The 18,584-nt window shown below is 58.0% G+C and carries 18 protein-coding genes; 4 read left to right on the top strand and 14 right to left on the bottom strand.

Annotated elements, in window-relative coordinates; all coding sequences use genetic code 11:
- The first annotated feature begins 78 nt into the window (after nucleotides 1-78).
- A complete protein-coding gene (thrS, locus tag AC3B6F_RS07580) occupies nucleotides 79-2,022 on the top strand; it encodes a threonine--tRNA ligase (RefSeq protein ID WP_489823888.1) in 1,944 nt (647 codons plus the stop codon).
- A 154-nt stretch (nucleotides 2,023-2,176) separates the two neighbouring features.
- A complete protein-coding gene (infC, locus tag AC3B6F_RS07575) occupies nucleotides 2,177-2,698 on the top strand; it encodes a translation initiation factor IF-3 (RefSeq protein WP_010503474.1) in 522 nt (173 codons plus the stop codon).
- A gap of 68 nt (nucleotides 2,699-2,766) precedes the next feature.
- Here the strand turns inward: infC and AC3B6F_RS07570 are convergent, their stop codons facing one another.
- The 8 genes from AC3B6F_RS07570 to AC3B6F_RS07535 all read right to left on the bottom strand — a co-directional run bounded on the left by AC3B6F_RS07570 (nucleotide 2,767) and on the right by AC3B6F_RS07535 (nucleotide 10,386).
- Nucleotides 2,767-4,317 (bottom strand): tetratricopeptide repeat protein, encoded by a 1,551-nt coding sequence (locus AC3B6F_RS07570; RefSeq protein WP_489823887.1) that lies wholly within the window; start codon nucleotides 4,315-4,317, stop codon nucleotides 2,767-2,769.
- A gap of 178 nt (nucleotides 4,318-4,495) precedes the next feature.
- Entirely contained in the window at nucleotides 4,496-5,401 is a 906-nt protein-coding gene (locus tag AC3B6F_RS07565; RefSeq protein ID WP_489823886.1) for a hypothetical protein, read from the bottom strand.
- An 81-nt stretch (nucleotides 5,402-5,482) separates the two neighbouring features.
- Nucleotides 5,483-5,839, bottom strand: coding sequence for a thiol-disulfide oxidoreductase DCC family protein (locus tag AC3B6F_RS07560; RefSeq protein WP_489823885.1), 357 nt, complete (start codon nucleotides 5,837-5,839; stop codon nucleotides 5,483-5,485).
- Between the two features lies 1 nt (nucleotide 5,840).
- On the bottom strand, nucleotides 5,841-6,539 hold the full coding sequence (locus AC3B6F_RS07555) for an SIMPL domain-containing protein (RefSeq protein ID WP_489823884.1): 699 nt from the start codon (nucleotides 6,537-6,539) through the stop codon (nucleotides 5,841-5,843).
- Complete coding sequence (locus AC3B6F_RS07550; RefSeq protein ID WP_061929716.1) at nucleotides 6,536-6,892, bottom strand: hypothetical protein; 357 nt, start codon at nucleotides 6,890-6,892, stop codon at nucleotides 6,536-6,538. The genes AC3B6F_RS07555 and AC3B6F_RS07550 overlap by 4 nt, the downstream gene beginning before the upstream one ends.
- A 58-nt stretch (nucleotides 6,893-6,950) precedes the next feature.
- Nucleotides 6,951-8,363, bottom strand: a complete 1,413-nt coding sequence (locus tag AC3B6F_RS07545) for a sensor histidine kinase (RefSeq protein ID WP_489823883.1) — start codon at nucleotides 8,361-8,363, stop codon at nucleotides 6,951-6,953.
- A gap of 3 nt (nucleotides 8,364-8,366) precedes the next feature.
- Nucleotides 8,367-9,047: a winged helix-turn-helix domain-containing protein gene (locus tag AC3B6F_RS07540; RefSeq protein WP_010503464.1), complete on the bottom strand. Its 681-nt coding sequence runs from the start codon at nucleotides 9,045-9,047 to the stop codon at nucleotides 8,367-8,369.
- A 91-nt stretch (nucleotides 9,048-9,138) separates the two neighbouring features.
- Nucleotides 9,139-10,386: a S1C family serine protease gene (locus tag AC3B6F_RS07535; protein ID WP_489823882.1), complete on the bottom strand. Its 1,248-nt coding sequence runs from the start codon at nucleotides 10,384-10,386 to the stop codon at nucleotides 9,139-9,141.
- 222 nt (nucleotides 10,387-10,608) lie between these two features.
- Here AC3B6F_RS07535 and AC3B6F_RS07530 point away from each other — a divergent pair, with 222 nt between their 5' ends.
- Together AC3B6F_RS07530 and AC3B6F_RS07525 are read left to right on the top strand one after the other, a co-directional pair.
- Nucleotides 10,609-11,016: a DoxX family protein gene (locus tag AC3B6F_RS07530; RefSeq protein WP_282858503.1), complete on the top strand. Its 408-nt coding sequence runs from the start codon at nucleotides 10,609-10,611 to the stop codon at nucleotides 11,014-11,016.
- Between the two features lie 63 nt (nucleotides 11,017-11,079).
- Entirely contained in the window at nucleotides 11,080-12,123 is a 1,044-nt protein-coding gene (locus AC3B6F_RS07525; protein WP_489823881.1) for a nucleoside hydrolase, read from the top strand.
- Here the strand turns inward: AC3B6F_RS07525 and hrpB are convergent.
- The 6 genes from hrpB to AC3B6F_RS07495 form a co-directional block, all read right to left on the bottom strand.
- A complete protein-coding gene (gene hrpB, locus AC3B6F_RS07520) occupies nucleotides 12,120-14,606 on the bottom strand; it encodes an ATP-dependent helicase HrpB (protein ID WP_489824006.1) in 2,487 nt (828 codons plus the stop codon). The two genes, AC3B6F_RS07525 and hrpB, sit on opposite strands and share 4 nt — an antisense overlap.
- A 42-nt stretch (nucleotides 14,607-14,648) precedes the next feature.
- Nucleotides 14,649-15,464 (bottom strand): NADPH-dependent oxidoreductase, encoded by an 816-nt coding sequence (locus tag AC3B6F_RS07515; RefSeq protein WP_489823880.1) that lies wholly within the window; start codon nucleotides 15,462-15,464, stop codon nucleotides 14,649-14,651.
- 9 nt (nucleotides 15,465-15,473) lie between these two features.
- Complete coding sequence (locus tag AC3B6F_RS07510) at nucleotides 15,474-16,013, bottom strand: adenine phosphoribosyltransferase (RefSeq protein WP_489823879.1); 540 nt, start codon at nucleotides 16,011-16,013, stop codon at nucleotides 15,474-15,476.
- Nucleotides 16,014-16,078: 65 nt separating this feature from the next.
- A complete protein-coding gene (locus AC3B6F_RS07505) occupies nucleotides 16,079-16,429 on the bottom strand; it encodes a response regulator (protein WP_489823878.1) in 351 nt (116 codons plus the stop codon).
- 15 nt (nucleotides 16,430-16,444) lie between these two features.
- Nucleotides 16,445-17,698, bottom strand: coding sequence for a multidrug effflux MFS transporter (locus AC3B6F_RS07500; RefSeq protein ID WP_010503454.1), 1,254 nt, complete (start codon nucleotides 17,696-17,698; stop codon nucleotides 16,445-16,447).
- 107 nt (nucleotides 17,699-17,805) lie between these two features.
- Complete coding sequence (locus AC3B6F_RS07495; protein ID WP_489823877.1) at nucleotides 17,806-18,528, bottom strand: TVP38/TMEM64 family protein; 723 nt, start codon at nucleotides 18,526-18,528, stop codon at nucleotides 17,806-17,808.
- Nucleotides 18,529-18,584: the final 56 nt, after the last annotated feature.

The following is an 18,584-nucleotide window of genomic DNA, read 5'->3' as shown; positions in this document are numbered from 1 at the left end:
CATACCGGATTGGGGCCATTTACGCGTGTCTTTTTCCCGGCAGAGGGCTGCCGGGAGCCATCGCAGAGGAGCGATCCCATGCCCGCCATCACACTCCCCGACGGAAGCGTCCGCACGTTCGACGGGACCGTGACGGGCACGACTATCGCCGCCTCCATCGGTCCGGGGCTGGCAAAAGCCGCCCTGGCCATGGAGGTGAACGGCAAACTCGTCGATCTCGCAACCGAGATTGCAGACGATGCGGCCGTCAAGTTCGTCACAAAAAAGGACGACGCCTCCCTTGAAATGATCCGCCATGACGCGGCCCATGTCCTGGCAGAAGCCGTACAATCGCTCTGGCCGGAAACGCAGGTCACGATCGGTCCGAGCATCAAGGACGGCTTTTATTACGATTTCTCTCGTGAGAAGCCGTTCACGCCGGATGACTTCGAGGCCATCGAAGCCAAGATGCGCGAGATCGTTGCTGCCAACGCTCCCTTCACCCGTGAAGTGTGGGATCGTGACGAAGCCATCCGCTTTTTTGGAGAGAAGGGTGAGGACTTCAAGGCCGAACTGATCCGCGATCTGCCGGAAGACGAGCAGATTTCGATCTACCGTCAGGGCGAATGGCTCGATCTCTGCCGCGGCCCGCATCTGCGCGGCACGGCAGACGTCGGAACCGCGTTCAAGCTCATGCGTGTGGCCGGTGCCTACTGGCGCGGTGACCATCGCAACCCCATGCTGACTCGTATTTACGGCACAGCCTGGCGCGACAAGAAGGAGCTGGACGCCCATTTGACGCGTCTGGAAGAAGCCGAGAAGCGCGATCATCGCCGCATTGGCCGTGAGATGGACCTCTTCCACATTCAGGAAGAAGCTGTTGGGCAGATTTTCTGGCACCACAAGGGCTGGCGTCTGTACACGGTCCTTCAAGACTACATGCGCCGGGCGCAGTCCCGGAACGGGTATGAAGAAGTCCGCACCCCGCAGCTTGTGGACCGTGCCCTCTGGGAAGCCTCCGGTCACTGGGACAAATACCGCGAGAACATGTTCATCGCGCAGGTTGAGGATGAAGACAAAACCCTCGCCCTGAAGCCGATGAACTGCCCGTGCCATGTGCAGATTTTCCGTCATGGCCTGCGGTCCTACCGTGAACTGCCGCTACGGATGGCAGAGTTCGGCGCGTGCCATCGTTATGAGCCGTCCGGCTCACTGCATGGCATCATGCGCGTTCGTGGCTTCACGCAGGATGATGCCCATATCTTCTGCACGGACGACCAGATTGCGGATGAAACTGCAAAATTCGTGAAGATGCTGGCCGAGGTTTACACGGATTTGGGTTTCGAGAGCTTCCGCGTGAAGTTCTCAGACCGTCCGGAGACGCGTGCTGGCTCTGACGACGTCTGGGATCGGGCTGAAGGATCGCTCAAGAAAGCCTGCGAAATTGCTGGCGTTGAGTACGAATACAATCCAGGTGAAGGCGCCTTCTACGGCCCGAAACTGGAGTTCGTCCTGACGGATGCGATCGGTCGTGACTGGCAGTGCGGTACGCTTCAGGTGGACTATGTTCTGCCGGAACGTCTGGATGCGTCCTATATTGGCGAGGACAGCCAGCGTCATCGCCCGGTCATGCTGCACCGTGCGATCCTGGGCAGCTTCGAGCGCTTCATCGGCATTCTGATTGAGCAGTATGCAGGCAAGTTCCCGCTTTGGCTGGCACCGACGCAGGTTGTCGTGGCCTCTATCGTGTCCGACGCGGCGGATTATGCCACGGAAGTTGCCGCGAAGCTGAAGGCCGCTGGTCTTCAGGTTGAGACTGACGTTCGCAACGACAAGATCAACGCCAAGATCCGCGAACACAGCCTTGCCCGTGTCCCGGTCATTCTGGTCGTCGGACGCCGCGAGGCGGAAGAGCGCAAGGTTGCCATGCGTCGCCTCGGCGGAGCGCAGCAGGAAATCCTTGGACTCGACGAAGCCGTCAAAGCCCTCTCAACTGAAGCAACTCCGCCGGATATTGCGCGCTTTTCTGAGGATTGTGCTTAATCCTCTTGCACCCGGAAGGGCGCGGGACTATGTGCAGAAGGAACGGGATCGGTAAAGACCGCATCCCGCCCTTTTTCGTGAAGGGCGGGGCGTAAGGTCAGTGCTGATTCTTGTATGAGAATTACGACAGGAGCTGACCATAGCTAGACCGCCGATGCAGGCCGCGCCCACACGTGAAGGACCGCGCGTCAACGAGGAAATCCGTGTTCCGCAGGTTCGTCTGATTGACGAAGAAGGCGAAATGCAGGGTGTTATGTCGACCCGCGATGCCCTGATGCGTGCTTTCTCGGTTGGCCTTGACCTGCTGGAAATCAGCCCGACGGCTGTTCCGCCTGTTGTGAAGATTCTGGACTACGGCAAGTTCAAATACGAACAGCAGAAGAAGAAGAACGAAGCTCGCAAGAAGCAGAAGGTCATTGAGATCAAGGAAGTGAAGGTTCGTCCGGGTACGGGTGAGCATGACTTCCAGACGAAACTCAAGGCCATCAATTCGTTCCTTGATGACGGCGACAAGGTGAAGGTTTCCCTGCGCTTCAAGGGCCGTGAAATGGCTCACCAGGAGCTTGGCGCCAAGATGATGGAGCGTATCCGCGCAGAAGTCGAAGAAAAGGCCAAGGTTGAGCAGATGCCACGCATGGAAAACCGTCAGATGCTGATGGTCATTGCACCGCGCTAAAGCTGTTCTCCGCTCTGAATTACGGAAAAGCAGTCACCTTTGGGTGGCTGCTTTTTTGTATCTGACCTTCAGATGATTGACGGTTTTTCCTGACAGGAACGATAAACGCTCATCAGGCGCTCAAGAGTTCCGCGCACGTCTTCTACGACACTTCCCCATTCACCTGATTCTGGCTGGCGGAAAATTCGCATTGTTGGATACCAGCCAGTCTGGCTACTGCTTTCTCCCCATCGCCAGCACGCATCCGCACGGGATAGCATCCACACGGGCAACCCAAGTCCGCCCGCAAGATGGGCGATGGATGTGTCAACCGTAATCAACAGATCCACACCGTACAGCCGCGCTCCAGTATCCTGAAAATCCAGAATACCGTCCGTCCCCTCCACCAGAGGCAGTCCTGAAGCTTCAATCTGATGCCTTAGCAGCCCCATCTGGAAACTGACAAAGCGTATGCCCTGAACCGAGAAAAGAGGCGCCAGATTTTCCAGCCGGATGCTTCGGCGGCGATCCGTTTGTGTCGCTCGCAGATCGTGAGAACGGGGATCTCCTCCCCAGACAAGCCCGACAATGAAATCTGGCTGTTCTGGATTTCCCTGCGCCAAACTCCGCAGAAGATTTCCCTGTCGTACACTCTCGTCGGCCGGCACGGAAAGATAGGGCACCGGTCCGACACAATCAGACTCCAGCCTGAGGCGGGCCGGAAGACTCATCAGCGGGCAGTGATAGTCAAAACGCTCTTCAGGTGGGATCACAGAAAAAACCCGGTCCACACCCTCAACGCGTTCCATGAGACGGACAAGTGGAACTGGTACCTGCATCACAACACAGGCGCCTGCGGCTGCCAGCAGGGAAACAAGACGCACAAAATGTAACGTGTCCCCATAGCCCTGCTCATGGTGCACAAGGATCGTCTTACCCTGGAGGTCTTCCCCTTCCCAGACGGGAGCCTTGATGTCTGTCCTCACTGTGCGGGAAGACTGCCAGCGCCATTCGTATTCCTGCCACCCTTCCCGAAAGAAGCCTGCTTTCAATAGCGCTGCCGCACGTCCAAAACGGATAACAGGATGAGACGGAGCCTGCAGAAGCGCGGTATCATAAAAGGCTATCGCTTCCGCAGACCGGTTGAGACATTGCAGGACATGGCCTGCATTATTAAGCGCATGGATATCGTCTGGCCGGAGGGTCAAGGCCAAACGCACCAGACAAAGCGCCTCCTCGAATCGTCCCATTCTGGAGAGCACCATACTCAGATCCGTGGCATAGTCAGGAACTTCCGGGGCCTGAGACACCGCATGCTCCAAAGCATCCAGCGCTTCCGGCAAATCTCCCGCATGAAGACGCACGATGCCAAGCCTGTGCCATACGCGCGACGCTTCTGGCCTGGACTGAAGGGCTTTCTCATAAAACGCTGCGGCTTTTCCCCAATACTGGAACCGCTCATACAGTCCACCCAGAAGGAAAGCGCTTTCCGAACGATCTGGTAACAGGCCCTCAGCCTCTTGCAAGGACTCCAGAGCATCCCCTCTGCGTCCGGCCTCATCCAGACTGACGGCAGCACACAGAGAGGCCGTAAAATTATGAATATCAGGAGAAAACGGGTCGGGGGCAAAGAGGGTCATGCGGGCTCCTACCGCACCACCTCTAGGGACTCTCCCTTAAAAACTTCCTAAAAAACCTTAGATTGGCCTTTTGTTATGCGCGGCCTTGTTCTCAACCATGATGAGCCAGACCGAAGCTAAATCCTCCCCCCAAGCATGGAAACATTGCCCCGGATATGCGGCCATGGCTCCACTTCCATCAGGGATGCAAACTGGCTGTGACATCAGAGGTAATTTTCTGAGTCTCTTCCCGACCGTCTTCTGCCCGGTCATTCGTATAGAATTCGCGAACCACAGCATCATCCAGATCCGTCATGGCAAAATCGCCTGACTGTGGTTTCCTGTGCTTCACGAAACTGCCGAGTATCGTCTCGGACGTGTCGTAATCCTTGAGCTGCGGATTGGTCAGCGCCACCATGGAGACATATTCGAACAAGGATGGCCAGGAAACACCTTCCATTTTGGAGAGGTCCACGGTGATGGCCATGTACTTGATATCTTCATGCCGGATCGACCCGAGAAACGACGTCATCGGAATTTCGCCGATATACAGAGCCGTTGCTCTTCCTCCCCCAAAACGCGCGGGTAAATTCCCGTTCAGAAGGTGTGTGCCTGTCTGTCCGTTGTATTCAATCCCAACATCAGAAAACCAGCGCACAGGATAATTCTGCCGGATCGCCTGCCGGACATCCGAGGGAGGAAGACGGAAATTATCCGCAAACGCAGCAGAAACGTCGATCCCCTGCATCAGATAGGGATCGCGCTCCAGAATATGATCGATAAGATCGTCTTCATGAACCGTGGCCAGAATGAAAAGCTGCGGGATTGGACAGTGCGCTTTGACCGGAATCCCGTATCTCGCAAACCGGTCTTCCAGATGGGCCTCGAACTGCTTTTCCACATCCGCAGGAAAGCCGACAAATTGCGGGCAAACCATCTGGTTCCAGCGGGCAATCTGGCGATCGGTCCTTGGTTGGACGATCTCCTCAACCGCATGACTGGTCTGGTCTGAGGAATATCCTTTAACGACCAGATGCTCCTGCGCATAAGCGCCAGAGCTTGCGAGGCATAAAAGAACGACAACAGCAGAAAGCCAGACCCGCATGACACATCCCTTTCCGGTTAATCATGTCAAAATATGTCTGTAAATTTCTGCCGGCAAACCGTTTCTGAGAGAAAATGGAGTCTAATGCCCGATTTTTCGCATAATCTTTTGAAGGACGGGCCGCACCCTCAGGAAGTGGCCATACAGATACTCAAGTCCCTGAAGCATAAGCGGAAACCGCGCGATTTCGCCCAGTGGCCTCAGGGGTGGAATGGCACGCCACATGGCTGCAAAAGCCGCGGCACCGTCATACATCTGCTCCCCTTCTCTCGCATGGAAGCGCTCCAGAAGCTCATGCCGGCTTAAAGGACAGTCTGCTGTCTCGCTGGTCGCATCAATGAACTGGATATTTCCGCGCCGGTCCAGCCGACGCATCAAAGCAATTTCTTTCTGGCACAAGGGACAGTTGCCATCGTGCCAGACAGTGACCTGCGGCACGTCAGGGAGCCAGTTCAGCCTGAACACTCACGGTTACGCGCAAGGTCTGCTCCTGGGGTGTGCCCTGCGGAGGCGTAAAAGAATCCGCTGATGCACGCGCAGCCATAAGCATAACCGGGCGAGGTCCAGGTTCCATGGAAGAAACGCGCACCTGCTTCAGGCGAACAACATGCAGCCCGAGCGTTCTGGCGCTCTCCTCCGCTTCCTTACGGACTTTTTGAAGAGCCTGCGTGCGGGCCTGCGTAAGGAGTGTCTCACGGGTTTCGGAATCCAGAGACCACTCCAGACCATCCATCATCAAGCCATGGCTCTGCAGCTTGCCCGACAGGTCCAGAAGCGCCACGGCTTCCTTGCCGCTCAGACTCAGGTCCTGACGCGCCGTCCAGCGCGTCGGACCACGCTCGGGTGTCTGATCAGACAGGGAATAGCTGCCCGCCTGAGCCTCAATCCCCGCTTGACCGGACGCCATCTTCATCGCATCGGCCATATGCGCATTCAGAGTCTTCTGAGCTTCAATCGCAGACGTGCTGTCAGCCCGCCCGAAGAGGCGCACGGTCAGAAGCGTAGGAGCCGCATGGGCTTCTCCCGTCACCGTGAAATCAAGCTGGGTTCCGTTGGGACTGTCCTCGGCGCGGGCCTGACAGAAGGCGGCCAGAGACAAAACGGCCAAGGGCGTGACCAGACGGAATAAGCGTTTCATGAATGCTCCTGACTATGTTCCAGCAGAACCAACGCACGACGCAGCCTTGCGATCCCAGCGCGAAGATGGCGATGCTTGCAGAGCGTATCTCCTTCCGCTCGCAGCCGCTTTGCATCATCCATTGCACCAACTGGAATCCCATGCGGCATGGCCAGAAGCTGATCCACATTCCGAGTAAGCTGCGTACAGTACTCAGCACTGTCCGATGTCACGGAAATTGCGCCATCCTCTTTCCCGACAGCAGGGCGCGAAACCAGTGACTGAGACGGTCCATGCCCGGCGGGAGCAGCCGCAAGGCTTCCCATCAGGCCAAGACCCAAAAGACAGACAGTAGTGGGGGACAGAAGGCGCATCTCGCCTTCTTTAAGCCTTGTCACCTAAGCCACGTGTGAGGGAGGAATGAAACTTCCGTCATGCTGGCGATGTGCTTTTTTTCTGAGCAACAGGCAGGCGCAGCATCACCCGTAACCCCGGATGGCCATTCGCCAGTTCCATAGTGCCGCCATGCAAGTGCACAACAGCCTGAACCAAAGACAGGCCCAAGCCTGCTCCCGGTGTATTACGAGCAGCCTCAGCCCGAAAAAAGCGCTCCGAGGCCCGCATCATATCCTGCTCCTCCATTCCTGGTCCCTGATCGGCCACCGAAATCGCAACGCTGCCATTCTGCATGGCGGCAGACAGGGTAATGGTTGAGTTGGCCGGAGCAAACTTGATCGCATTATCCAGTAAGTTGGCGACCGCCTGCTGTAAAAGATGCGGATCGCCGTTTACGGGACCAATCTGGCCCAGCTTCAGGTCCAGCGTCAGACCAGCCTCCTCCATGGAGGCCTCATAAAGCTCGGTCAGGCCTTCGAGGAGAGGGCCGATGTCCAACACCGTGAAGGCAGCGCGCCGCGCGCCCGCCTCAAGCTGGGCAATGCGGAGCAATGCCTCAAAAATGGAGGTTACGCGATCCAGATCCAGCACAGCGCGGTCAATCGCCGCGCGGAGTTCGTCTTTAGACGTCGCGGTCAGGCTCGCATCTTCCAGCCGGGCACGGGCACGGGCAATGGGGGTGCGCAGATCATGCGCAATGGCATTCGACACCTGTCGCACACCGTCCATAAGACGATTGATACGCTCCAGCATGGTGTTGACCGTCTGCGCCACAAGATCGGTTTCATTCCCCGTCAGGGGAATGCGACGGCTCAGATCACCCTGCGCCACGGCGGACGTTGTGCGGGCAATCGAATGGACCACCTGTCGAAAAATCCGACGGATGGCCAACGTTCCGCCTGCCGCCAGAAGAGACACCATGACCCACGCCCAGATGAGCGTATCGGTCAGAACATGCCGGACAACCTGACGTCCCCGGACGTCCCGGCCAACAATCAGGCGGAACCCTTCTGAAAGCGGGTAAGCATGCATTTTGGCCTGTGTTCGAAATCCGTCCCGCCGGATGGAGAGTTCATAAAACTCGTCCATCTGTGTGATGACGACCGGCCATCCGGGGAGGTTACCGGCATATTTCCGGCCGTCCGGGCCGACCAGAAGATAGAGTTCGTCATCCTCGACGTTCTGATCTAGGCGATCCTGAATGGCGAGGGCCAGAGCAGCAGGGCCACCATGAACCCAGCGTTGGGCCAGATCATGCGCGTCAACCTGAACGGCGGCCTCTACCTGACGATCAAGCTGCCCGGTGGTGTTCCACCAGATGAAGGACAGGAACACGCCCGCTGAAATGATGAACACCAGCCCGTAAGCGAGCGCAAAGTTCAGCCCAGCGGACCGGATCGGCCAGCGTAAACGCTTTCCCAGCCGCTTAAGCCCACGCCAGATGTTCACGGATCAGTCCGCGCGCAGGATGTAGCCGGCGTTCCGGATCGTATGGATGAGGGGAGTCGCAAACGGCTTGTCCACCTTCTGGCGAAGGCGGGACACATGCACGTCGATCACATTCGTCTGTGGGTCGAAGTGATAATCCCACACGCGCTCCAGCAGCATGGTGCGGGTTACGACCTGTCCGGCGTGGCGGATCAAAAATTCCAGCAGACGAAATTCGCGAGGCTGAAGATCAATCTTTTCATTGCCACGCTTCACCGTCCGGGACAGCAGATCCATTTCCAGATCCCCGACCGTCAGACGCGTCTGGGGAGCAGATTCCGGGCGGCCACGACGGCCAAGAGCTTCCACGCGAGCCAGCAGTTCGGAGAACGCAAACGGCTTCGTCATGTAATCGTCGCCGCCAGCCTTCAGACCGGCAACACGTTCATCGACATCCGCCAGTGCGGAAAGGAGCAGAACGGGTGTGGCGTTCTGCTGGCCGCGCAGCGTTTCCAGAATACGCAGACCATCAATGCCGCCCGGCAACATGCGATCCAGAATGACAACGTCGTAATTCTCGCTAACCGCCAGAAACAGACCGTCCTTGCCATTATCCGCTTCATCAACGACATGCCCGGCCTCGCGCAGCCCTTTGAGAACAAAGGCGCGGACTGTGGAATCGTCCTCGACAAGCAGGATACGCATGAATGTTACTCTCTATCTTTTCAGACAACTGAACGCGGCGTCAGACCTACAGAATACCGGCTTGTTTGCGTGGGTCAAAGTGAAGCGTTGTTCAGTTATCCGCATTCTTCGGGCGCGGGCCGATATGAACAGGAAGTGTCAGGTCCTTGTCTCCACGACGGACCCCAAAATTCAGCACCATGCCCGGCTTGGCAGCCGCTATGCTGCGCAGCAGCATTCGGGCGCTGATCACGGGCGTTCCATCCACCTGACGAACGATATCGCCACGACGCAGGCCACTTTTCTGGGCCGGACCACCGTTATCGACACCCGCGATGCCGACATCAGTGTCACTGTCATCCAGCGTGATCCCAAGCCAGCCATGTTCGGCGTGACCCGTGGCTTCGATTTCCGCAACAATGGGCGCCACGATTTCGGACGGGATGCCGAAACCAATCCCCACCGAGCCACCCGCAGGCGTCACGATCGCCGCATTCACAGCCACAACCTGTCCACGCATATTGAAAGCTGGACCACCGGAATTGCCCGGATTGATCGGCGCATCGAGCTGGATGAAATCATCCAGCGAACCAATCCCGAGATCACGCCCGACGGCTGAAACGATACCAGCCGTAACGGAAGATCCGAAACCGAACGGATTACCCGCTACGAGAATCCAGTCTCCGATATCCGTCTGTCGGCTGTCACCCCACGTGACGTGCGGAAGAGGCTCAGGGCTATCGACCTTGATGACGGCAATATCCGTCAGCGGGTCAGCCCCCAGAAGCCGGGCTGGCATTTCGTGGCCATTGGAGAGGGACACGACCACCTTGTCAGCGCCGCCAACAACGTGGCGGTTCGTGACAATGATGCCGGTCGCATCCACAATAAAGCCAGACCCCGCGCCAACCATTTCATCCTGCTGGCGCTTCATGCGATCATGATAACGCTTTTCCAGCGGTGTTCCCTTGATTTGCGGGGGAACGTGGTCATGGCCGTCAGGACTGTTCTGGGTAATGGCAATATTGACGACAGCCGGGATGACCTGTCGGACGAGCGGCGCAAAACTCAGGGGGCCGTATTTGACCAGAAGTGGCGGAAGAGCTGGCGCTGCTGCGGGGACCGGGGGCTGCGTCGGGATACCGTGTGCATCCGTGCTTTCACCGGCCAAAGGACTGCCAGAAACAACGGGTGGCAGCGATTTGACCACGGGCAGCTGAACCGTTGCGGAAGAGACCTGCTGTGAGGGTGAGGAAATGCGTGAACTGCTGTCATGCGCGCGCCATGCGAGCATGAGCCCTACTGTTACGACAGTCGCTGTCCCTGCCCCTATTACTGCGGCCTGAAGAGAGCGATTCATAGGAAACAGGTCACGAACATCGTCATATTTCAGCTGCTAACACAAAATAGCTGAAGCTCCTAAAAGAAGCGCTACACGGGTGTTTTTGAGCGTCCAGGCACTGTGCTCATATGCTACATAATGACGTTTTTGGAAATCAAACAATTCTATGATTTCTATTTTTCGACTTTTTAAACTCACCTATCTTTCAGGCAGTTCTTCTCCTCCCTGAAAGATAATCCAATGTTCGCTTCCCTTCTTCCCCGTGATGCCCTCCTCCTTGCTGGGCGCCTTTTGATGGCCATCCTGTTCCTTGTCATGGGATGGGGAAAGCTGACCGACTTTCAGGCCGCAGTAGGCTATATGGTGCAGACAGGTGCACCCGTGCCGACCCTTTCTGCCGCTCTGGCCATCATCGTTGAACTGGGTGCCGGACTGGCGTTGGTGACCGGTTTTCTGATTGAGCCCGTGGCCATCATTCTCGCCCTGTATACGATTATTACAGGGCTGATCGGCCATCATTTCTGGACCATGTCCGGAATGCTCCGCTACGACATGATGATCCATTTCTACAAGAATATCAGCATTGCCGGTGGTCTTCTGATCCTTGCCTCTGCCGGAGCTGGGCGTTTCGCCCTTCGACTACGCTGAGCGCTTGCGGCAGACAGGTCGTTCCCGGATAGTAACGGTCACTTCAATCCGCAAGGATCCGCCATGAGCCTGTCCCGCCGCTCTCTGCTCGCCCACTCCGCGGGATTGGCATCCCTTGCGGCCTTGCCGATACAGGTTCAGGCACAGGCGCCCGGCCGCAAGATCATTCTGGATACCGATCCGGGTGTCGACGATGCCATGGCGCTTCTACTACTCCATGGCACGCCTGGTATTTCAATCGTCGGGATCACCACAGCGGCCGGCAATGGTCTGATCGAAACCACGACACGCAATGCGCTGTATCTGGCAGACAGGTTCGGCATAACCGCTCCTGTCGCAAAAGGTCAGGGAGCGTCTCTGGATGGCGTAACGTCCTCACCGCCTGTCACCATTCATGGACGGAACGCACTGGGCGACATCCCTCTTCCCGCAGTCCGGAAAAAGCTCGATCCCCGTCCCGCTCATGACCTGATTATCGACCTTGTGCGAGCCAGTCCTCACGAAATCACGCTGGTTGCAACGGGACATATGACCAATCTGGCGCTCGCGGTGCGAAAAGCGCCGGAGATTGCCGGGCTGGTTCGGGAGGTCGTGCTAATGGGTGGAGCGTTCGGGTATCATGGAGCGCGCGGAAACGTCACACCCGCAGCGGAAGCCAATTTCCATGGTGATCCCCGTGCGGCAGACGAAATTTGTGCCGCAGGTTGGCCCCTGACGATCGTGGGGCTGGATGTCACGACGCAGACCATCATGACGGATGCGTATTTCGCCGATCTGCGCCAACATGGTGGTAAAGCCGGGCAGTTCCTGTGGGACATCACCCGCGTTTACATGACTTTCCATCATGGGCTCGGCCTGAACGGTATTTACGTCAATGACGCCTCCGCCGCTGCCTACGTCATCGCCCCCGAACTATTCAAAACACAGAAAGGAGCTGTCCGGGTCGCAACGGAAAGCGTCGCTTTGGGAGAATCCATTCTGAAAGCTGATGGACGCGTCTATCCGCCGGGCGACTGGGATCATCGCCCTTCTGTGCAGGTCTGTACGGACGTGAATGCGGAAGGCGTCCGGGCCCTTTTCCGCAACGCCATCCTGCGACTGGGCTAACGCTTTGGCCTGGGCTTCGGTGGCTCAGCCGTGGTCGGGTCTTCCGGCCAGTCATGCCGAGGGTAACGGCCGCGCATGTCCTTACGCATATCCAGCCAGCTTCCTTTCCAGAAGCCTGCCAGATCGGCTGTAATCGCCTGCGGACGACCAGCGGGCGACAGAAGCGCACATTGAAGCGCGACCTGACCGTCGGCCAGCACGGGCGTTGTGGCTGTTCCGTAGAAAGCCTGTGCACGGGCGGAGACTGTTGGAATCGCACCCGTATAATCAATCTCGTGCGTGCTGGCTTTCAGCGTCAAACGTGGCGGTAATTTGCGATCCAACGCCGACAGATCAGCGTAATCCAGTTGCGTCCGCAGGATGGACAGAAGATCCAGCGCCTTGACCTGCGTTAAACGGTCACACCCCGCCAGATAGGGTTCGAGCCATTCCAGACTCTGAGCCAGAGCCTCCACAGACAGATCTGGCAGATGTGAAGCATAGGTCGCGCGGGCATGAGCGACACGCGCCTGAAACTGTCGGGTCGCGTCGGACCAGTCGAGAACTCGTGGCAGATCGGACTGGATCTGCTGGAGCAGGAGCGCCTGCGCTTCCTCGGGCGTCACCTCTGTGTTGCGGTCTCGCAGGATCAGTGCACCCAGACGAAGTCGGCGCCGGGCGATGATACGCCCGGAGGCACCGTCCAAACTGGTCTCCACCTGTTCGGTCGTCCGGTCCAGCAGCGTTTGAGGCAGGTTTTCCGCATCCAGAGGCGCGGCAAGAGTGATTTCCGTGGACGTCCGGGTATGGAAGGCAGCGGCAGCCAGCAGCTTTTCCCGTGCCAGACCATCATTAGCCGAGACGCGCGCACTTCCTCCGCCTGCAAGACGAAAGCGCCCCAATTCGCCAGCCGCCTGCGCCACCCGGTCTGGAAAACCGGCCGCCAGAAGTGGTCCGGCATGTGCAGGCATTGGGCTAAGAGGAAGATCCTTGCCACCCATCCGGCGCAGGAAGCGCTTGGCAGATTGGCGCATGTGAAACAGGCTGGCCCGGTCGGCACGAGGGTCATCGCGTTCGAAAAGAGCCAGACGCGTGCGGATGTCCGCTCCAGCCGATGCACCTACAGGTGTGTTCGGCCTTGGACGAAGAGGATCACGCTCTTCCAGAAGCGCTGCAAGGCACGCGCCTGTGACACGTTCAGGAATGGTCTTTGCCGCACAGAGCATCGCGGCCAAACGCGGATGAGTTCCTAATCCCGCCATCCGTTTCCCGAGCGGTGTGATGTGCCCCGCTGCGTCGATGGCGCCAAGGTCACGGAGCAGTTCGCGGCCCCCTTTCAGAACCCCGGCAGGCGGCGCGTCCAGCAGAGGCAGATCATCAGGGGACGTGCCCATGACGTTCTGCCAGGCGGCAGTCACAAGAGCGAAATCCGTTAGGTCTGCGACAAGGATTTCAGGCGCATCCTGTGGACGGAGTGCACGCTGCGTGGCTTCAGACCAGAGTCGGATCGCAACACCGGGAGACTGTCGCCCTGCTCGCCCGGCCCGCTGGGTTGCCGTCGCACGGGAGATCTTCAGCGTTTCCAGCCGGGACAGACCCGTATTCGGGTCCAGACGGGGCGCCCGTCGAAGGCCACCATCCACGACAATCCTGACGCCCGAAACCGTCACGGATGTTTCCGCAATGGACGTCGCCAGCACGACGCGACGGACACAGGACGGTGCAATCGCGCGATCCTGATCTTCCGTTGTCTGTTCACCATGAAGCGGAAAAACAGGCACGGACTCCCCAAGCAGCGCCTGCGTGCGGCGAATTTCACCGACACCCGGCAGGAAGGCGAGAATATCGCCCTCTTCTTCTGACCAGGCCTGTCGGATGGCTCGGACGCAGGCCTCCGGCAGATCTCGGGGATGCGAGAGGTCCCGGGTGTGTCGGACATCAATTGGGTACTGCCGCCCTTCACTCTCGATGAGAGGCGCATTCATAAGCGTTGTGAAAGCACGACCGTCCGGCGTCGCGGACATCGCCAGAATACGCAGATCGGGCCGCAGTTCGCGCTGAAGATCTAGGCAAAAGGCCAGTGCGGCATCCAGATCCAGCGACCGTTCATGAACTTCATCGAACAGGATAGCCCCAACGCCATCCAGTGTCGGGTCTGCCAGAAGGCGGCGAACGAGCAGCCCTTCCGTCACGACTTCGATGCGCGTGCGACTGGAAACAGCAGAATCCGTACGGGTTCGAAAGCCAACGGTCTCGCCGGGACGCTCGCCAAGTGTGCTGGCCATCCGGGATGCGGCACCACGCACGGCAACACGGCGCGGTTCGACAAGAATAATTTTCTGCCCGGCAAGCCATGGCGCATCAAGCAGCGCCAATGGGGTCAAAGTCGTCTTACCGGCACCCGGAGGAGCCACCAGAACAGCATTGGACTGTTGTTCAAATACGCTCAGAAGCTCTGGAAAAATAGCCGTGACCGGGAGGTCCGGAGAAAGAAACGCGCTCAGGACGGAACTCCCGTGGGAAACAGAGGAAAAGGCAGAAACCGGTTATTTCAACGCAAAGCCCATCCGGTTCAGAACGTCCTTCATAACGTGCCGTCCACTCAGCCCGCGATAGCTGTCCACGCGAGCCGCAACAGTCTCGGACCATGCACGGGATGGAAGACCCTGCTCCTGCTGGTAAGCGTCAGCAACGCGGTCATAGGCGGCGATGCCTTCTGGTTCCTGCGTCGCATCATACCGTTCCCGATGAACGACCACATCCTGACCGAGACGAGGCTTGTATCCGTTCTGATAGACCGGATCGGGGCGACCAACACACAGGCCGACAACCGCAACGGTTTTGGGAGGAAGGTTGAGCAGTTTGGCAACGTCTTCCGGATGATTCCGCAAACCGCCGATATAGACAGTGCCAAGGCCCATGGACTCAAAGGCCGTCACGGCATTCTGGGCAGCGATGCCTACATCCAGCGTGCTCATGAGGAAGATTTCCTCATAATCCAGCGCTTCACTGCCCTTACCCGCCCGTTCCGCAATCCGTTCCAGACGGGCCAGATCGATGATCCAGGCCAGAAACAGAGGCGCGACTTCGATGTGCTTCTGGTTGCCGCAGAGTTCGGCCAGCTTCGCGCGTGTCTCGGGATTTTCAACCGCGACCACAGACCAGACCTGAAGATTGCTGGACGTTGCCGCCGAAGAGGCCGCCGCGATTCCGGCTTCCAACATGCCGGAAGGCAGCGCATCCGGGAGATAAGCCCGAACCGAATGGTGTTTCAGAAGGGTTTCGAGAACCGGATTGTCCGGCAGGTCTTTCGGGGCGTCAGTGCGATAGCGGGTCTGCCACAGGGAAGAAATGCCGGACATGGGTGTTCCTCAGTCTTCGTAAGTGATGAGTGCGTTCAGCGGAACGTCCAGTTTGTCACGTCCCTTAAGACCTGCAAGTTCGATCAGCACGCTAGCACCAACAACTTCTGCACCGACTTTGCCCAGCAGGTCGATGGAAGCCGTCAGTGTGCCACCCGTTGCCAGAAGGTCATCGAGAACAACAACGCGCTGACCCGGCTTGATGGCGTCTGCCTGAATATGCAGTTCGTCTTCGCCGTATTCGAGGCCGTATTTCAGGGAAATCGTCTTGCCCGGCAGCTTGCCTGGCTTGCGCAGCATGGTGAAACCACAGCCAAGGCGCTGTGCCAACGGAGCCGCCATCAGGAAGCCACGGCTTTCGATTCCAGCCAGAAGATCCGGCTGCCATGCGGAAATGATGCGGGCCAGACGGCCTGTAGCAACCTGCCAGGCTTCGGCGGAACGGATCAGCGTGGAGATGTCGTAGAACAGAATCCCCGGCTTCGGGAAATCCGGAACCTCACGGATATAGTCCTTGAGGTTGAGCGGCTGGGGTTCCTTGAACGACATGGCGGCACTGCTTTCTTCTGGGCATGACAAACAGCGCGCCATGTAGGGGACTCTTCCCCTTCAACTCAAGCCCGGATTGCATTCCGGGCCTGATCGATGGCCTCCAGAAGGGCATTTCTGCGAAACGGCTTTGGCAGAACCGCCACGCTTTCACCCATTAACTGGCCTTCCTCGAAGTCTCCCGACATAAGAACGACAGCCAGCAAGGCGTTCTGCTCCCGCAGTTTCCGGGCGAGCAATAGCCCGTTGAGAATGCCGGGCAGATTGTAATCCGTAACCAGCAGATCGGCTGATCCGTCCCACGCCAAGGCAGCTTCCGCGTCCTCAACCTGATGAACGTCCCAGCCTTCACGCTGCAGAACCGTTTTCACCACCAGGGCAACGGCAACATCATCTTCAACCAGTAGGACCTGCATCGCTTTCAACTCCGCTCAAGACGCCGAAGGGGGAAGCTTTGGCCTCAGCAGGGCAAAGAACGTTGCCGCACAGAAGGCAAAGACCAGAAAGCCTGCAAACGGAACAGCCGTCCCCGCAGGCATCAGCCCAAACAGCGCACTGGCAACTGCTCCGAACAGGTACTGCATTGTTCCTGCCAGTGCAGAAGCCGAACCTGCACGTTCGGACTGTTCGGACAGAATGCCAACCATGGAATTGGGTCCAATGATGCCTGTTGGCGCCATTGTGATGATCAGGGCAATGATGAGCGGCCATAGAAAGAACGATCGAAGCTGACCACCAGATGTCAGATCCACCGCGGAAATCACGGCCAACGCCAGAAACAGGACACTTCCTGTCAAGCTGATCCCCAAGGCGCTGAACAGCATGTGAGAGGTACTGACCTTCCCCACGACCAGCCCGTTGATAGCAGAGGCACCGATCATGCAGACGGCAAACAGACCGAACAGCATGCCGTAATGAAACGGTGACATACCAAATCGCTCTTCAAACAGGGCGGGCGCCCCGGTCAGATACGTGAAGGTCACGAAACCCAGAAAGCTCCAGACCAACCCGTTCGTAATGAAACTGCGAGTCCGCAGAATGTAGATATACCGCTCGATAATAGAGAGGGGCATCATGTCGCGCCGGTCCTGCTTGGCGAGCGTCTCCGGGAAGACGGTCAGAAGCATGACGGTACAGACGGCACCGTAAAGCGCAGTCGCCCAGAAAATAGATCGCCAGTCCACGAACTTCAGCGCGAATCCTCCCAGCATCGGGGCCAGAATCGGCACAACACCCTGCACCACGATCAGGCGGGACATCAGCTTTGATGCTGTATCCCCTTCCGTCAGATCCCGAAGACAGGCATTGGGGACCACCAGCCCGGCAGACGCCATCAGCGCGGAGAAGACGCGCCAGATGCACATCACCGTCATGTTCGGAGCCAGCGCACAGCCAACCTCGCCAATCGTATATCCGATCATGCCAATCAAAAGCGGCATCCGACGACCAAAGCGATCCGAAATCGGGCCAATACTGATCTGACCGATAGCCAGACCGATGACCCAGGCCGCCATCGTGATGCTGCCCGACCCTGGAGCGGCGTGAAGCTGGCGTTCCATCTCGGGAAGAGCTGGCAGGTAAATATCCGTCGAGACGGGGCCGACCGCCGTAAAGATGCCCAGCATAAGCGGCAGCCATCCTGGGATGGTGTCTCCACGCCGGAACGCCATGCTCTGTTCTGTCATTCGTTTCTGCCTGTGAAAAAGCAATGGTCAGAAGAAAGGAGAGAGTGTCCGTTCCTCGCGAACGGAATGAACTGTTGATCGTTCAGAATTCTTTGGGTTCTGAACGTTTATTCATCTGCCTGACGCAGGAGCATGGCTCCCAGAACGCCAGAAACCACAAACAGTCCGCCCGCAAGGCCAAGCTGGACCATATGACCAATCCGGGTTCCCGCCCCAACCAGAACAAACACGAGGTTCTGGGGCAGCCCCCCGAGAAGGGTTGCAAATGCGAAGGCCGTGACTGGAAGTTCAAAAAGTCCCGCCGCCATAGACACCAGCAATGCAGAGCCAACAGGCATGAGCCGCAACGTCAGGACTGCGCGGAACGGTTTGTGATGAAGAATTCTGGCCAGCGCTGCATAATTCTTTTGCAACCGGTCATGCAACCTCTGCCGGAATTTTATGGGAGCCAAAGCCCGCGCCCAGCCATAAGCCGCGATAGCCCCCAGCATATAGGCCAGAGAGCAAAGCCCCAGACCGCCCCAAACGCCAAACGCCAGACCTGCCGCAATGCAAAGAGCCTGCCTCGGCAGACCACAGGCGGAATAGGGCACGGCCAGCAGCAAAAACCAGAACGACGCATACGGCGTCTCGTGCCAGTGGGGCGCGTTCTCCAGAAGGTGATGGATAACTGGCAGACGCTGCAACAGGGCCACGAATACCAGCATGGCGCCGATCGTCAGAGCAGCGCGCCAGGGCACGAGATCACGGAACGTCCGGCGCAGTTCTGGATCGGGAGGGGAAGAGATCGGGCTACCCATCTCAGCCGGATACCAGCGGAAACAGCTCACGGCTATGGCGATGCCGGAATTTGAGAACGAATCTCTTGCAGATATATCTTAAGATA

It is taken from the genome of Gluconobacter sp. ESL1110, from assembly GCF_058107395.1.
Note: the sequence above shows the minus strand (reverse complement) of the source record. Positions and strands in the feature narration are given on the sequence as shown.